Annotated in this window: 17 protein-coding genes; 6 read left to right on the plus strand and 11 right to left on the minus strand. The window is 63.3% G+C overall.

The features are described from left to right. Window positions 1–190 precede the first annotated feature (190 nt). Window positions 191–451, plus strand: a complete 261-nt coding sequence (locus tag KHO49_RS18720) for a hypothetical protein (protein ID WP_102881716.1) — start codon at window positions 191–193, stop codon at window positions 449–451. Window positions 452–731: 280 nt separating this feature from the next. Here the strand turns inward: KHO49_RS18720 and KHO49_RS18725 are convergent, their stop codons facing one another. Then, window positions 732–1,568 carry a bifunctional allantoicase/(S)-ureidoglycine aminohydrolase gene (locus tag KHO49_RS18725; RefSeq protein WP_102881717.1) on the minus strand — a complete coding sequence of 279 codons (837 nt, stop codon included), beginning with the start codon at window positions 1,566–1,568 and terminating at the stop codon, window positions 732–734. Between the two features lie 185 nt (window positions 1,569–1,753). Beyond that, complete coding sequence (locus KHO49_RS18730) at window positions 1,754–2,638, minus strand: LysR family transcriptional regulator (protein ID WP_110652785.1); 885 nt, start codon at window positions 2,636–2,638, stop codon at window positions 1,754–1,756. A gap of 129 nt (window positions 2,639–2,767) precedes the next feature. Here KHO49_RS18730 and pseH point away from each other — a divergent pair, with 129 nt between their 5' ends. Further along, on the plus strand, window positions 2,768–3,316 hold the full coding sequence (pseH, locus tag KHO49_RS18735; protein ID WP_213665609.1) for a UDP-4-amino-4,6-dideoxy-N-acetyl-beta-L-altrosamine N-acetyltransferase: 549 nt from the start codon (window positions 2,768–2,770) through the stop codon (window positions 3,314–3,316). 69 nt (window positions 3,317–3,385) lie between these two features. Here pseH and ykgO read toward each other — a convergent pair whose 3' ends face one another. Further along, complete coding sequence (ykgO, locus tag KHO49_RS18740; protein ID WP_011062095.1) at window positions 3,386–3,535, minus strand: type B 50S ribosomal protein L36; 150 nt, start codon at window positions 3,533–3,535, stop codon at window positions 3,386–3,388. A 186-nt stretch (window positions 3,536–3,721) separates the two neighbouring features. Here ykgO and KHO49_RS18745 point away from each other — a divergent pair, with 186 nt between their 5' ends. After that, window positions 3,722–3,937 carry a hypothetical protein gene (locus KHO49_RS18745; protein ID WP_060844058.1) on the plus strand — a complete coding sequence of 72 codons (216 nt, stop codon included), beginning with the start codon at window positions 3,722–3,724 and terminating at the stop codon, window positions 3,935–3,937. 111 nt (window positions 3,938–4,048) lie between these two features. On the opposite strand, the gene KHO49_RS18750 is transcribed toward KHO49_RS18745, so the two are convergent. The 7 genes from KHO49_RS18750 to KHO49_RS18780 form a co-directional block, all read right to left on the minus strand. Then, window positions 4,049–5,455, minus strand: a complete 1,407-nt coding sequence (locus tag KHO49_RS18750) for an aldehyde dehydrogenase family protein (protein WP_213665610.1) — start codon at window positions 5,453–5,455, stop codon at window positions 4,049–4,051. A 10-nt stretch (window positions 5,456–5,465) separates the two neighbouring features. Then, window positions 5,466–6,509 carry a homoserine dehydrogenase gene (locus KHO49_RS18755; protein ID WP_213665611.1) on the minus strand — a complete coding sequence of 348 codons (1,044 nt, stop codon included), beginning with the start codon at window positions 6,507–6,509 and terminating at the stop codon, window positions 5,466–5,468. A gap of 500 nt (window positions 6,510–7,009) precedes the next feature. Beyond that, the gene (locus KHO49_RS18760) at window positions 7,010–7,447 is read right to left on the minus strand and encodes an Lrp/AsnC family transcriptional regulator (protein WP_102881724.1); all 438 of its coding nucleotides are present in this window, start codon (window positions 7,445–7,447) and stop codon (window positions 7,010–7,012) included. A gap of 22 nt (window positions 7,448–7,469) precedes the next feature. Beyond that, the gene (thrC, locus tag KHO49_RS18765; protein ID WP_213665612.1) at window positions 7,470–8,846 is read right to left on the minus strand and encodes a threonine synthase; all 1,377 of its coding nucleotides are present in this window, start codon (window positions 8,844–8,846) and stop codon (window positions 7,470–7,472) included. Window positions 8,847–8,862: 16 nt separating this feature from the next. Continuing rightward, window positions 8,863–9,753 (minus strand): LysR substrate-binding domain-containing protein, encoded by an 891-nt coding sequence (locus tag KHO49_RS18770; RefSeq protein ID WP_102881726.1) that lies wholly within the window; start codon window positions 9,751–9,753, stop codon window positions 8,863–8,865. A 41-nt stretch (window positions 9,754–9,794) separates the two neighbouring features. Then, window positions 9,795–11,231 carry an amino acid permease gene (locus KHO49_RS18775; RefSeq protein ID WP_102881727.1) on the minus strand — a complete coding sequence of 479 codons (1,437 nt, stop codon included), beginning with the start codon at window positions 11,229–11,231 and terminating at the stop codon, window positions 9,795–9,797. A 152-nt stretch (window positions 11,232–11,383) separates the two neighbouring features. Continuing rightward, window positions 11,384–12,658 (minus strand): cystathionine gamma-synthase family protein, encoded by a 1,275-nt coding sequence (locus KHO49_RS18780; RefSeq protein WP_102881728.1) that lies wholly within the window; start codon window positions 12,656–12,658, stop codon window positions 11,384–11,386. Window positions 12,659–12,905: 247 nt separating this feature from the next. Here KHO49_RS18780 and KHO49_RS18785 point away from each other — a divergent pair, with 247 nt between their 5' ends. From KHO49_RS18785 to KHO49_RS18795, 3 genes are all read left to right on the plus strand, one after another. After that, a complete protein-coding gene (locus KHO49_RS18785) occupies window positions 12,906–13,442 on the plus strand; it encodes a DinB family protein (protein ID WP_213665613.1) in 537 nt (178 codons plus the stop codon). Between the two features lie 57 nt (window positions 13,443–13,499). Further along, complete coding sequence (locus KHO49_RS18790) at window positions 13,500–13,820, plus strand: YceK/YidQ family lipoprotein (RefSeq protein ID WP_110596082.1); 321 nt, start codon at window positions 13,500–13,502, stop codon at window positions 13,818–13,820. Between the two features lie 63 nt (window positions 13,821–13,883). Beyond that, on the plus strand, window positions 13,884–14,273 hold the full coding sequence (locus KHO49_RS18795) for a YceK/YidQ family lipoprotein (RefSeq protein ID WP_249735689.1): 390 nt from the start codon (window positions 13,884–13,886) through the stop codon (window positions 14,271–14,273). 42 nt (window positions 14,274–14,315) lie between these two features. Here the strand turns inward: KHO49_RS18795 and KHO49_RS18800 are convergent, their stop codons facing one another. Beyond that, window positions 14,316–15,089, minus strand: coding sequence for an EAL domain-containing protein (locus KHO49_RS18800; RefSeq protein ID WP_102881731.1), 774 nt, complete (start codon window positions 15,087–15,089; stop codon window positions 14,316–14,318). Between the last annotated feature and the right edge of the window lie 92 nt (window positions 15,090–15,181).

A 15,181-nucleotide genomic window follows, 5' to 3' on the forward strand; every position in this document is an offset into this window, starting at 1 on the left:
CAAGGACCGACTCAAGAAAGTTGTTGAGCACTGCCTTGCTGATAGCAAAATAGTATCTAGACTTCAGGGCGCTTCACCTGCATTGACTGGCAGTTCTAGTTAGGTTGTATGGAACAACATAACGACTGTAAGCATTGGATAGCAGTCAATAGCCAGATCAACTAAACCTCAATCTAAAAGGAATATAGAGATGGGTATTACCGTTACCAACAAATCATCGAAAAAGATTGAAGTCTCGATCAACAAATGGGGCAGCGACGGCGACACCACCTTCTTTGGAGTCGACAGCGGCAAGCAGGAAAGCTGGGACCGATCGGACGACCGTGGCTTTGTGCTGTCCCTGAAAAGAAACGGCACCCAGGCGCCTTACTATGTACAGGCCACGAGCAAGATCGAAGTTGATAGCAGCACCGTGAAAGACCACGGTGAGACTATTCACCCGGTTGCCTAAGGCACTAACAGCAGCCAAGGCTGCCGTCGGCGGCCTTGGCTCAACGTTGATAAGTTGCAACTCCCCTGAATAACCCTTTACTTGTCCGAGCCCACTTTCGGCACTCAGTTCGACAGGCCGTGCTAATCATCAATCGCTAAGTGAACCTCGACGCGAAACAACCTGGCGCGACCATCCGGCGCCTGCCTTGCTGCGAAGCAAAAAAAAAACCGGCGAATATTCGCCGGTTTTCATCCCTCGCCGCTGCAGAGGCCTTGAGCGCCCCTGCCCGGCGACCGGATCAGTGCGGTGCGTTGAGGGTCAGGCGCATCTGGCGGTTCACATCCTTGTACAGCAAGTAGCGGAAGCGACCCGGACCACCGGAGTAGCAGGCCTGCGGGCAGAACGCGCGCAGCCACATGAAGTCGCCGGCCTCAACCTCGACCCAATCCTGGTTCAAGCGATACACCGCCTTGCCTTCCAGAACATACAGGCCGTGCTCCATGACGTGGGTTTCGGCAAAGGGAATAACACCGCCCGGCTCGAAGTTGACGATGTTGACGTGCATGTCGTGACGCATGTCGCTCATGTCGACGAAACGGGTGGTGCTCCAGCGACCTTCGGTGTCAGGCATTACCCGCGGCTCGATGTCCTGCTCGTTGGTGACGAACGCGTCCGGGTAAGGCACGCCGTCGACTTTCTGGTAGTGCTTGCGGATCCAGTGGAAACGCGCTTCGGTGCCGCTGGTATTGCGCAGCTTCCAGTCGGCGCCCGGTGGGATAAAGGCATAGCCGCCGGGCTTGAGGACGTGCACCTGGCCTTGCAGGGTCAGGTTGACTTCGCCTTCGACGACAAACAGCACGGCTTCGGCGTTGGGGTCCTGCTCGGGCTTGTCGCTGCCGCCATTGGCGCCCACTTCAACGATGTACTGGGAAAAGGTTTCGGCGAAACCCGACAGCGGACGGGCAATGACCCACATGCGCATGTTGTCCCAGTGCGGCAGGTGGCTGGTGACGATGTCACGCATCACGCCCTTGGGGATCACCGCGTAGGCTTCGGTGAACATGGCGCGGTCGGTGAGCATTTCGGTCTGCGCCGGGTGCCCGCCGTGGGGTGCGTAATAAGTGGTTTTGGACATGGAGACTCTCCTCATTGTTGTTTTGCTGCCCCGCGCAGCAACGCCGCCGGGGTGAACAAATCTGCGGAGCGACGCGCCAGGCAATGCTGCGGATCGCTGCTGACCATCACGATATCCAGCGTCGCTTCCATGCACAAATTAAATACCGAACTACGGCACATTCATTTATCGAATGCCAAGCGGATTCAGCCACGGGTGTCCTGGGCCAGCACCCGTGACAATACCCGCGCCAGCTCCTTGACCATGGGATCGGCAGCCGGACGGTGCAGCAGCGCCACCTCGAACACATCCACCGATGGCAGCCCGATGCTTTTGGGCAGCACCTCATGCCCCGCCGTCACCGCCCGCAGCGGCAGCAGGCCGATGCCCATGCCATCGGCAATGGCCGACTGCAAACCACTGAGGCTGGAGCTGGTGAAACTGATGTGCCAGCGCCGGCCGATGGTTTCCAGGGCGCTGATCATTTCATCGCGATACACCCCGCGAGGCGGGAAGGTGACGATGGGCAACGGGTCGAGGTCGATGCAGGGGTTTTTCGCACTGTCCACCCAGCGGGTCTTCTCGGGCCAGCACGCCACGGCCTCACGGCTGTTGCGCAATTGCTTGAGCACCACCAGGTCCAGTTCGCCACGGTCATAACTGCCACTCAGGTCGCGGCTCATGCCGCTGGTGACTTCCAACTTGACCTGGGGGTAGCGCCGGTTGAATGCCGCCAGTTGCTCTGTGGTGCGCCCCGCGGCGAAGTCGTCCGGTACGCCGATACGCACCGTCAGCGCCACCGTGGCCCCGGACAGTGCCTCGAGCATCTCGTCGTTCAGCGCCAACAGCCGCCGGGCATAGCCCAGCAAGGTCTCGCCGGCATCGGTGGGCAGCACGTCGCGGTTGCCGCGTTCCAGGAGCCGATGCCCGGCCATGTCTTCCAGGCGGCGAATCTTCTGGCTGACGGTGGACTGGGTCGAGTGCAGGCGACTGGCGGCCGTGGTGAAGCTGCCGCAATCGGCCACCGTGACCATGGCGCGCAGCAAATCGAGGTCGAACAGGCGGCTATTGGGTTTCTCAATGTCGCTCATGCAGGTATCTGTTTTCTGAATGCGAGGGTTCTTTCTACCGGTTCTTGTCCCGGGAGACAATTCCATGCGACAGCAGTGGATATGCCATCATGCGCCACCACCGCTCCCCCATCCGAGAAGGAGATCAGGATGCAGTTCATCCCGCTAGTCGATGCCGATCCCGCCACTCAGGCCCATGTACGCAAGCTGCGCAACCAGGAACAGGTGCGCAAGTACATGTACACCTCCCATGAAATCAGTGAACAGGAACACCAGCGCTGGCTGAGTTCCTTGCAGGGCAATCCGGCCCAGGCAGTGTTTGTCGTCATGGACGAAGGCCAGGCCCTGGGCATCGTTTCGCTGAATGCCATCAATGCCCGACAGAAGACCGCCGACTGGGCGTTCTACCTGGACGCCAAGCAGCAAGGCAAGGGCCTGGGCAGCCTGATCGAGTTCTGGATGCTGGACTACGCCTTCACCGAAGCCGGTCTTGAAAAACTCAACTGCGAGGTACTGGCCAGCAACCCTGCGGTGATCAACATGCACCTGAAATTCGGTTTCCAACAGGAGGGGTTGCGGCGCCAGAACATTCTCAAGGATGGCCAACGCATGGACGTGGTCCTGCTGGGCATCACCAAAGCGGAGTGGCAGAGCAAACGCCCGGCGCTTGAGCCCCTGATCGCCCGCCTCGGCAGATAAGCCGCCAAGGCGCCCGACGGTGCTTGCCACGTATCGGACGCCCTGTCCTGGACAGGAGCAAGCGGCGGATCAGCCCTTGTTGCGGTTTTTCGCCCCGCCCTGGCGCGCCTTGAAGCGAGGGTTGGATTTGCAGATCACGTAGATCCGCCCGCGACGCTTGACGATCTGGCAGTCGCGGTGACGGTTCTTGGCTTCTTTGAGGGAGGACAGGACTTTCATGGGAGAGACTCCTTGGGGCGATTTCAAAACGTAATAACATATCTTATTTGCAAACAAGAATAATTATCAACATCAAATCAAGCCCCCCTCGAGAGAAGGTTCAGCTGGCGGCCTAGAGCATTGGCTCTAAAGATCAGCGCAAAGCGGTCGTTATCTTTTATTCACCCCACTCAAGGATGCAGTGACATGGAAATAAACAACCGTCCCCTTCCACCACTGACCGCAGGCGGCTCCCAGCCCGGCATCAAGCTGCCTGACTCGGGCAAGGTGCTGACCCCTCCGCCACTGACGGCGGAACAGAAAGAGGCGCTGGAAAAACTCAGAGACAAGGCCAAGGAACAGCCTCAGCCACCGGTCACGGTCACGGCGCCAAAAACCTCATTGATCGACGAAGTGGTCTGATCCGCGCCCCCCGGATGGCCACAGCCGTGCCTTGGCCACAGGCAAAAAACACCGGGCAGGTGACCAAACCTGCCCGGTACCCGACGACCTGTCGTGTTGCTGCAATCGGCCTCAGCCCAGACTGTTGAGGCACACCACCTTGGGCTGGGTCATTTCCTCATAGGCGAAACGCACCCCCTCGCGGCCCAGGCTGCCGTACTTGAAGCCGCCAAACGGCATGGCATCGAAACGGTAATCGGACGAATCGTTGATCATCACCCCGCCCGCCTCGATCCGCCGCGCGGCGTCCATGGCGGTGCGCAGATCGTTGGTGAAGATCCCCGCATGCAGGCTGTATTCAGGCTGGTTGGCCAGGGCGATGGCCTGATCCAGATCATCGAACGGCTGCAAGACCACCACTGGCGCAAAGACTTCGTCCTGCCACAGGCGACTGCCATGGTCGACATGCTCCAGCACCGTGGCGGCGTAGCAGGAACCCCGGCGCTGATGCCCACAGAGCAGCCGCGCGCCCTGCTGTAGCGCTTCATCCACGACCTTCTGCGCGTTCTGTGCCGCCTGCAGGCTGATCATCGGCCCGATATCCGTGCTGTCGGCCAATGGGTCGCCACTGACCTGCTCCCGGGCCAGGCGCACAAAGGCCTCGCGAAACGCCTCATAGATCGAGGCCTGGACCAGCAGGCGCTGGGTGCCGATGCAGTTCTGCCCCGCCGCCCAGAACGCCCCCGACACGCAGCTCTGTACCGTGGCCTGCAGATCACAATCGGCCATGACGATCACCGGCGCGTTGCCCCCCAGGTCCATGGCCAGTTTCTTCAGGCCGGCGCTGCGGGCGATCTGCTCACCGGTGACAAAGCCGCCGGTGAAGGAAATCATCCGCACCTCGCGCGCCGCCACCAGGGCCTTGCCCAGCTCCGCGCCGCCGGTGGCCAGGGTCACCACCGAAGCCGGCAGCCCGGCATCGCGCAAGTAGTCCACCAGCTTGATCGCCGACAGCGGCGCCAGCTCCGACGGTTTGAGAATCACCCCGTTGCCCCCGGCGATGGCCGGGCCCAGCTTGTGCGCCACCAGGTTCAGTGGATCGTTGTAAGGGGTGATCGCCAGGATCAGCCCCAGAGGCTCGCGAGAGAACCAGCCCTGGCGGTTTTCCGAGCCTTCATAGGCATCGAACGGCAGCACCTCGCCGGCATTGCGCTTGGCCTCTTCCGCCGACAGCTTGAGGGTATTGACGCAACGTTTGACCTCCTTCTGCGCCTGCTTCAGGGTCTTGCCCGCTTCGTCGACGATCAGCCGGGCAAAATGCTCGGCGTCGCGCTCGATGTTCAAGGCCGCCCGCTCCAGAATCCTCGCCCGCTGATAACGCGGCAGCGCAGCGCAGTCCTTTACGCCCTCGCGGGCCTGCTGCAACAGGTACGGCACGGCACCGGCCTCAAGGCGTGGCACCGCACCAATGACGCGGCCATCGAAAGGGCTGCAGACGTCAATCGAATCGGCGACCGGCGCCAGGCGTGACAGATTCATGGGCAGGCTCCTAGCGGCTCGAGCGCGACTGGTGGATGTGGATGATGTCCGAGAGCAAGGCAAAGGCGGTCTCGATACGCCCGGCGCCCGGCCCGGACACCGTCACCGCGCCCAGCAGTTCGGTGTTGAACGACACCGCGTTGATCGCCCCGGAAATACCCGCCAGCGGATGGGCCAGCGGCAACAACCGCGGCTCGACGCTGGCCTGCAGCGAGCCATCGGCCAGGCGTTGGGCCGAACCGATCAGCTTCCAGCGCGCACCCTCGGCCCGAGCCTGCTCCAGATCGGCCGCCGTCAGGCCGGAGATGCCCCGGCAGCTGACATCGCTGACGGTCAACTGTGCACCGAGCAGCTCATTGGCCAGGATCACCACCTTCAAGCGCACATCAAAGCCTTCGACATCCGCCGTCGGATCAGCCTCGGCATACCCCAGTGCCTGAGCCTCGGCCACCGCCTCGGCAAAGCCCAGTCCGCCTTCCATGCGGGTCAGGACGAAATTCGAGGTGCCGTTGAGAATGCCCTCGAACCCCAGCAGCTCGCTGCCGGCCAGGGACTGCTGGGCCAGGCGGATCACCGGAGTGCCGCTCATCACCGCGCCTTCGTACTCGAACGCCGCCTGATTACGCTGGGCCAAAGCCTTGAGCTCGGCGCCGTGCAGGGCAATCGGCCCCTTGTTGGTAGTCACCACATGCTTGCCCTGCTCCAGGGCCCAGCGGCAGAAAGTCGTGGCCGGCTCGCCGTCCACCGGATTGGTGAAAGTGGCCTCGGCAATGATGTCGGCGCCAGAGTCCTTGATCACCTGCTCGTTGAGCGCCTCCACCTGGCCGCCGGGCAGTTGCGCCAAAGCGCCTTTGGTCGCTGGCAGCTGGCTCAGCAAGCCGGCGTCCAGTCCCTGCGGAGCAACGATAGAGCCGAGGAACAGATCGCTGATGCCGACGATTTTCAAACTGAAATCCAGCTGTTTTTTCCATGCCTGATTGCGCTCGGCAATCAATTGCGCCAGGGCCCGATTGACCCCGCCGAAGCCCACCAGGGCGATGTTGTATTCAGTCATTTTTGTTGTGTTCCATCCGGGTTGAGAAGCTGATGGACACAAGGTTAGGGGGCTGGCCCGGGCAGTGAAATATGCCGTTTTGCTGTATTTGCTGAGCATTTTGCCCAGCGCCCGTGACAGCTGCCGAAGGCTGCGCTCACAGGCGCTGGCTACGCAAAACCCGCAACCAAGACTGCCCCTGTAGCCGCTGCCGAAGGCTGCGATCGGCTCCGCAGGAGACGCCAAACCTGGCGGTGCGGCCCATCAGGACAACACACAGGGTTCCATTCATCGCAACATGCTGATTGACGGCGCAGGAAGGCCCTTCGGCCCTTTTCGCAGCCTCGCCAAAGGCTCGGCAGCGGCTACAGGGATTGCTGGGGCTATAGATCGTGTAGCCGCTGCCGAAGGCTGCGAACGGGCCTTGGGCCCGCAGCGCCCCCACCAACGCTGAAGCCCCTTCGGGCCTTTTCGCAGGCTGCGCCAGCGGCTACAGGAGGCCAGAAGATCCGGCTCTGCGCTCAGGCCACAGACGACAAAACAAAGGACGTCACGGTATTTTCCACCCCAGGCAAGGCGGCGATGTCATTCCACACCCGGTGCACCCGCTCCGCACTGGCGGCGCTGACCCGCACCAGTACATCGAACTCGCCGCTGAGCACTTCGCACTGGACGATCTCCGGCATCGCCCGCAAGGCCTGCAATACCTCGGCGCCGCGCATGCGGTCGTAGCGGTAGACAAAGATCAGCGCATTGATCCGGGTCTCCGCCCCGCGCCCCTCGCCCAGGCGAATGGTGTAGCCCTGGATCGCGCCGTCGCGCTCCAGGCGTTCGATGCGCTGGCGCACGGCGTTGCGCGACAGGTTGACCTTGGCCGCCAGCTCGGCGTGGGCGGCCCGGGCATTGAGGGTCAGTTCGGCCAGGATGCGCTCGTCCAGAGGATCAAGAATCCGCTTCATGGGCTCACCTTGCACCGGCCCATCACCAGGACTCCAGGCAGTGCAGCAGCGCGCCAAAGTCATCCGCGGCCAGCGTCTGCCACTGCAGCGTCGAAGGCGGTGCCACCGGCTCTTGCGGCAACCCGGGGATGCCCAGCGAGCTCAGCAGGCGCGCCGACTTGGCCGGTGCAATCTCCCCCAGGGTGACCATCGGCGCCACCAGGCTGCGGCGGTACAGGCGCGCCGCCAGGACGCCGGTGGCGGCATGGGGATCAATGACGTAGCCGGTGTCCCGGTACAGGCTGACGATCTCCTTGCCGGTCTCTTCATCACTGACCGAATAGGAGTCGATGATCATCCGCGCCTGCAGCCAGGCCTCGTTGTCCAGGGTCATCTCGCCGCTGTCCTCGAAGCCCTGCATCAGCGCCGCCACCGCCTGCGGGTCCTGGCCATACAGTTCCCAGACCAGGCGCTCCAGGTTGGCGAACAGCGACAGGTCCATGGCCGGCGACAGGCTCTGGCTGGCCTGCCCCCGGGAATACTGGTTCTTCAGGAACAGTTGGTGCAGGGCGTCATTGCGGTTGGTGGCCACGATCATCTGGGTGATGGGCAGGCCCATTTTCTGCACGATGTAGCCGGCATAGACCTCGGCGAAACTGGCCGCCGGTACGCTGAAGCCGATGGGCCGCTGGCCCCCGCCCAGTTGCAGCACGGCATGGAAGTACAGCACCAGCTGGGCCATGACCCCGACCCAGTTGCTGGAGTTGAAGCCGATCACCTCATGCTCGGCCAACGGCCACTGGCGCAGCAAGCGGCTGACCAGGGTCTGGCAATCATCGAAGCTGCCCTCCACGGCGAAGCGCCACAGGCCCGGGTGGTGCGCCGCCTGCAACTGCCGCCCCTGCTGTTCCGGCACCCCGTGCTGCGGATAGAACACCAGCACTCGCGTCTGCGGGCAGTCCTTGAAGGCCTCGATGGTCGCCAGCCCGGTGTCGCCATTGGTGGCTCCCACCAACACCCCGGGGCGCTGCCGGCGCTGGAGAAAGTAGCCCACCAGTTGGGCCTGCAGGCGTGCGGCAAAGTCCTTGGCCGAACCGCTGGGGCCATGAAACAGCTCCAGCAGCCATTCGTTGCGATCGATCTGGCGCAGCGGCGCCACCGCGCGATGGCCAAAACCGCTGTAGGCCTGGCCAAGCAGATGCTTGAAGTCGGCCTCGGGCAGGCTGTTGCCGACAAAGGGACTGAGCACGCGAAAGGCCAGTTCGGGGTAATCCAGGGTCGACCAGTTAGCGATTTCCTGGGGGCTGAAACTCGGCAGCTGCTGCGGCACATAAAGCCCGCCATCGACAGCCACGCCAGACAGGACCACGGTTGCAAAATCCACCTGCTCGGTGGCACTGCGGGTACTCACATAACGCATGCTTGGCTCCGGCCAGTCATTTGTAGCGATGGGCCTGCTCCACCAGCCAGGTGGAAAACTTCAGCGCATCGGGGTGTTGCTCGGCGTCAGCGCCGCGCACCAGATAAAAGGATTCGCTGGCCTCGATACGCTGCTCGAAGGGCTCCACCAGACGCCCGTCGGCCAGCATTTCAGCGACCATCGAGGAACGGGCCAGGGCCACGCCCTGGCCCAGTTCGGCCATGCGCAGGGTCGAGATCAGGGTGTCGAACTGCATGCCCCGGGACGAGTCCACGCGGCTGGCGCCAGCGCGCTTGAGCCAGTAGCCCCAGCCCTCCTCATAGCCCAGTACATGCAGCAGTTGATGCCGGGCCAGATCGTCCGGCACCTGCAGCGGCAAGCGCGCCAGCAAGGCCGGGGCGCAGACCGGGAACAGGCTGTCCCAGGTCAGGCGCTGGGCCACCAGCCCCGGCCAATGACCGCGGCCCCAGCGGATCTCCATGTCGTCCTCACCGTCCAGTTCCTTGACCCAGATATTGCTGATGTAGCGCAGGTCCACCTGGGGCTGGGCCTGCTGGAAGGTCACCAGCTTGGGCGCCAGCCAGTGGACGAAGAACGCCAGGCTGCCGCGCACCTTGATCGGCCGGTGCTGGTGCTGGCCGAAGATCTCGTTGGTGCCCACCGCCAGCCGGGTGATGGCGTCCTGCACCACCGGCAGGTAGGAGCGCCCCTCCTCGGTCAGGTCCAGGCCCCGGGGCAGGCGCTTGAACAGCGCCACCCCGAGGTGGCTTTCCAGTTGGCGGATCTGCTGGCTCACCGCACCCTGGGTGAGGAACAGTTCCTCGGCGGCGTGGGTGAAGTTCAGGCAGCGGGCGGACACTTCGAAGGCGCGCAGCCAGTTCAGCGGGGGCAAGCTTTTCTGCTTCATGGCCTGACTCTCATGGACACCCTGGAGACCGCTCCCGTTCTTCAGCCCTGAAGGGCATCGGACGAGCGTGCCAGAGGTGCCAGGGCCAGGCGCCGCTGGCGGCTACTGCGGGTAATGTAATACACGAAGTAGCACCAGGCGATGAAGGGCACACCGAAGTACAAGGCCACCCGCTGCTCGGGGTCGAAGCCGATGCCGACACAGGCCAGGGCGCAGCAGAACAAGGCCCCCAGCGGCACCCAGGGGTAGCCGCGGACACGGAACTTGAGCTCGCGCACATCACCGCCATTGGCCACGTAGTGACGGCGGAAAGCGATCTGGCTGGCGGCGATGCTCATCCACACCACTACTACCGCCAGCCCGGAAATCGACACCAGGGCCAGGTAGATGGTGTCCGGGGCGAACACACTGCTGAGCAACGAGGCCGCGCCGCCGGCCATGCTCACGATGATCGCGTTGAGCGGCGTGCCCATGCGGGTCAGGGCCGAGAACTGCTTGGGCAGGTGGCCCTGGTCGCTCAGGGTCCAGAGCATCCGCGAGGCGGCGTACAGCCCGGAGTTGGCGGCGGACAGCAGCGCGCTGATGATCACGAAGTTCATGATGTCCGCCGAGTACGGAATGCCGATGTAGGTGAACACCGTGACGAACGGGCTTTCCACCAAACCGGCCTGCTCCCGGGGCAACAGGGTGGCGAGGACGAAGATGGTGCCGACGAAGAAGATCGCCAGGCGCAGCACCGTGGTGCGGATCGCCCGTGGCACGTTGCGTTGCGGGTCGCGGGTTTCACCGGCGGCAATGCCGATCAGCTCAGTGCCGGAGAAGGCGAAGGACACCGCCAGCAGGGTCATGGCAATCGGCATGAAGCCGGTGGGGAACAGCCCCTCGCGGGTGAAGTTGCTCAAGCCGATGCTGTGGGCCTGATCGATGTTCAACAGGCCCAGGATTGCCCCGCCACCCACCACCAAGAACACCAGCACGGTGATCACCTTGACCAGCGACAGCCAGAACTCGGTCTCGGCGAACAGCCGCACCGAGACCACGTTGGACAAAAACACCACCAGGGCGAACAGCGCGCTCCAGATCCACACCGGGGTGTCGGGAAACCAGCGGGTCATGAGGATACCGGCAGCGGTGAATTCCGAGCCGATGGCCACGGTCCAGGTCAGCCAGTACAGCCAGGCCACGGTGTAGCCGGTGCCGGGGCCGAGAAAGCGCGTGGCGTAGGTGCTGAAGGAGCCGGTCTCGGGCATCTGCACCGCCAGCTCGCCGAGGCACATCATCACCATGTACACCATCAGCGCGCCGATGATGTAGGCGATCACCGCGCCCAGCGGGCCGGCCTGGTTCACCGTGTAGCCGGAGGTGAGGAACAGCCCGGTGCCGATCACCCCGCCGAGGGCGAGCATGACGATGTGCCGGGTCTGCATTTCTTGCTTGAAGCCGCCGCGCAAGTCGGCCTGTTGTTCTTGTAGGGACATGATGGTTCTCATGAAAGTTGTCAGGGCAAGTCTCAATTTCTGCGACTGTGGAAATGGGCAGAAAACAAATCGGATGCCACCAGGTTTTTATTGTTATTCCTCTTCATGAAGCCCCCACGGGCTGCCTTGCTGTGGGGGTGTTGCGCGCTCTTTCAGTGGGCAACCTCGGCCCGGGCATTCAGGGAAGGGACGGCGCCGGGCGCCGGGTTGTGCTTGAGGGATTGGCGCAGCCAGGCGAAGGCCTGTTGCAGGTCGGCCAGCAGGTCGTCGGTGTCTTCGATGCCCACCGAGATCCGCACCAGGCCTTCGGAGATGCCCAGGGCCTGGCGCTCTTCAAGGGTGTTCTCCACATGGCTGGTGGTGCGCGCCGGGCCGTAGATGGTTTCCACCGCCCCCAGGTTGCCGGCGCAGTGGGCATAGCGCAGGCGCGGTAACAGCAGCTTGACGCTGTCCATGCCGCCCACCAGGACAAAACTGACGATGGCGCCGAAACCGCGCATCTGTGCACAGGCCACGGCGTGGTTCGGGTGGCTGGGCAACCCTGGGTAATTCACCGCTTCCACCAGCGGCTCGTTGAGCAGGAACTGCGCCAGTTGCGCCGCGCTGTGCTGTTGCTGACGCATGCGCAGGGCCAGGGTCTTGATCCCGCGGATGATCAGGTAGGCCGAAAACGGATCGAGGCTGGCGCCGTTGATTTCCCGGTAATGGCGCACCTGACTCATCAGCGCTTCGCTGCCGCAGGCCACGCCACCGAGCACGTCGCCGTGACCGCTGAGGAACTTGGTGGCGCTGTGAATCACCACATCCACGCCCAGGGCCAGGGGGTTCTGGTTCAGCGGCGTGGCAAAGGTGTTGTCCGCTACCACCAGGGCGCCGACCTTCTTCGCCGCACTCACCAGACGCTGGATGTCGACGATCTTCAGGGTCGGGTTGGTCGGGGTCTCCAGGTACAGCAGGTCGCAACCCTGGGCGATCTCGGCTTCGATCTGCTGCTGGTCGAAGGTTTCGCAGAGGGTCACGGCCACGCCCATGCGCGGCAGGAACTCTTCGAAAATCTTGTTGGTACCGCCGTAGCTGTCCTTGGTCGACACCACCCGCTGGCCGTGGCGCAGAAAGCTGTAGAGCACGCCGCTGATGGCCGCCATGCCGCTGCTGAAAGCCACCGCCGACTCGGCGTTTTCCAGGTCCCGCAGCTTGGCTTCCAGGGTTTCCACCGTGGGGTTGCTCATGCGGCTGTAGATAAAGCCAGGGGCCTTGCCCAGGGCCACGTCGTACCACTGGTCGATGTCGTCGTAGCCATAGGCGGCGCTGGCGACAATCGGCGTTTGCGTGGCGTTGTAGGGATGACGGATCTGCTCCCCGCCCCAGACCACGCGAGTGGCGGTTCCAGGATTTTCCAGCCCTGTGCGTTCAGGTTTTTTATTCATTGCAACGGCTCACCATAGAGGGCGCGCGGCCTGTTGCCGCGCTGGATCTGGTGGCCAATATAGAGAAAAGCCCAAGCCCCGAGAAACGATGTTATCGGGGCCAAAGGGGCGGTTTTTTTAATGCCTCGTCGGCCGGAAAAACGCCCATCGCACGGAGATTTTCAAGCCGCCCTTGCGCGCTGGCCATGCACCTTGCGAAGCTGACGACCGCCTGATCGAGCGCCCCACACCACCACCAGGAACGGCCATGAACCGCACCGAGCACCTGGGCCTGATGGCCCGCTACAACCAATGGATGAACGCCAAGCTGTACAACGCCGCCATGAGCCTGCCCGAGGCGCAGATCGTCCTCGACCGCCAGGCGTTTTTCGGCTCGATCCTCGGCACCCTCAATCACCTGCTGGCCGGTGACACGATCTGGCTCAAGCGCTTTGCCCAACACCCGACGCAGCATCCGGCGCTGGCCCCGCTGCAGCAGGTGGCCCTGCCCCAGGACCTCAAGACCCTGCTGTTCCCAAACCTCGGCGGGCTCTGGCAGCAGCGCCAATGGCTGGACCAGTTGATCCTGGATTTCAGCCAGTCCCTGAGCGACGCCGACCTGGACACCAGCCTGCATTACGCCAACACCCTGGGCGTGGTCGCCGAGCGCAATGTGTATGCCCTGCTGGTGCATTTTTTCAATCATCAGACCCATCACCGGGGCCAGGCCAGCACCCTGCTGACCCAAGCCGGCGTGGATATCGGCGATACCGATCTGTTGCTGTTGATTCCATCAGCGCTCTGATCGGGCGCCGATTATTTGTTTGAGCCTATCTAGCGTGCGCCCCAGGCTTCTGCGACGATGCGCGCGGCAAAAATCTGCTCGCTAAGGAATGGCATCATCAAAGCCCTCAACGCTGTACTTCTGTTATCCGCAATATCCCTGACGGGCTGCGGCACTCTGATCGCCCGCACGCCCAACGCCCATAGCGGCTACGACTACTACAAAGGCACCCAGGCCAATATCGAGCTGCTGACCATGCGTGGCTCCAGTGGCTACGACGGCTACGCCACGGTCTTCTGCTGGGTCAGCATCGTCTGCCCGGTGGTGGCCATCGTCAGCCTGCCGGTGGATGCCGTGGCCGACACCGCGCTGCTGCCCTATGACGCGATGAATCACTGATTCGCGCCCGACCCTGTTTCGCCCCTGCGTGGAAGCCCGATCATCCGAATCCTCCATTACCTGTTGTTGCTCAACACCCTGCTGCTGTCCGGCTGCGGCACCTACATGACTCGCGGCAATGCCCTGGACTTTCGCGACGACCGCTACTACCGCAGCGTCAAGACCAACGCCCAAGTGCTCACCGGCTATGACATGGGCTACGCACGCATGATCACCGGCGGCTGCTGGGTGACGGTGGTGTGCCCGATCCTGCTGGTGGCCAGCCTGCCCCTGGATGCGGCGCTCGACACCGTGCTGCTGCCCTACGACGCGTTCCAGCCGGAGCGGCCCAAGCGCAACAGGCACGTGAAGAAGAAGGAGATTCCCGAGGAAGAGCTGCCGGCGTTGCCCATCAGTGCCGAGGTGCAAGACCCAACGGCCCACACCCCGCCCATCACCCCGCAGGCTGATTGACCCCCTTCAGGCGGGCATGCGCCGTGCCTTGGCGCAACCGGGCTACGCCTGATCCGACGCGCACAGCGCTGCCCTGCGCTGCTCCAGGCAGCAGCGCCGCCCCAGCCGATCCACCTGCGGGCGACCGAACAGATAGCCCTGCCCCCACTCGCCACCACAGGCAGTGGCCAGGTTCTGGTCGCTGCCCGTCTCCACCCCTTCGATGATCACGCACGGCGCCAGGGTCTTGCACAGCTGCACCAGGTGGCTGAGGGTCTGGGCGCTGTTGAGTTCGCCACGGGCACGCTGGATGTAGCCCTTGTCGATCTTGACGATGTCCGGCCGGGTCTGGCGAATGAACTCCAGGGTGCCCAGGCCCGCGCCGAAATCGTCGATGGCCACCCGGCAGCCCATTTCGCGCAGGCACAGGACGAATTCGCTGGCCGCCTCGATGCTCGGCGGCGTGGCGCTTTCGGTGATCTCGATCACCAGTCGCGCGGCCACTGAAGGTGAGTCGCGCAGCACCTGCAGAATCGGCAACCAGAAGCCGTCGATGATCGCGCTCTGGGCGGAAATGTTGCAGCCCAGGCGCAGGCGTTCATCACGGTGCAGCGCCTCGATCACGCAGCGCACCACGCTGTGATCGAGCTCGCGCATCAGTTGGTGTTTTTCCAGCAGCGCCAGAGGATAGACTTCGCCGCCCTGGGCATCGATGTGGCGCAGCAAGCCTTCGTGGTACAGCACCCGGCTGCTGTCGGGCAGCCACACCACCGGTTGGAACGCCAGCATCAGGCGGCCCTGGGCCAGTTCACGATAAAAGTCTCTGACGCTTTGCATGACAACTCCCCGGGCAAGACAACGGCACCCTCGCGGCGAACCGGATGCGACGCGCTGGCCGTCACCCTTCCCAAGGGCCCTGGCCGAGCATG

The sequence above is a fragment of the Pseudomonas sp. RC4D1 genome (genome assembly GCF_018390395.1).
GTDB classification, from domain to species: domain Bacteria; phylum Pseudomonadota; class Gammaproteobacteria; order Pseudomonadales; family Pseudomonadaceae; genus Aquipseudomonas; species Aquipseudomonas danubii.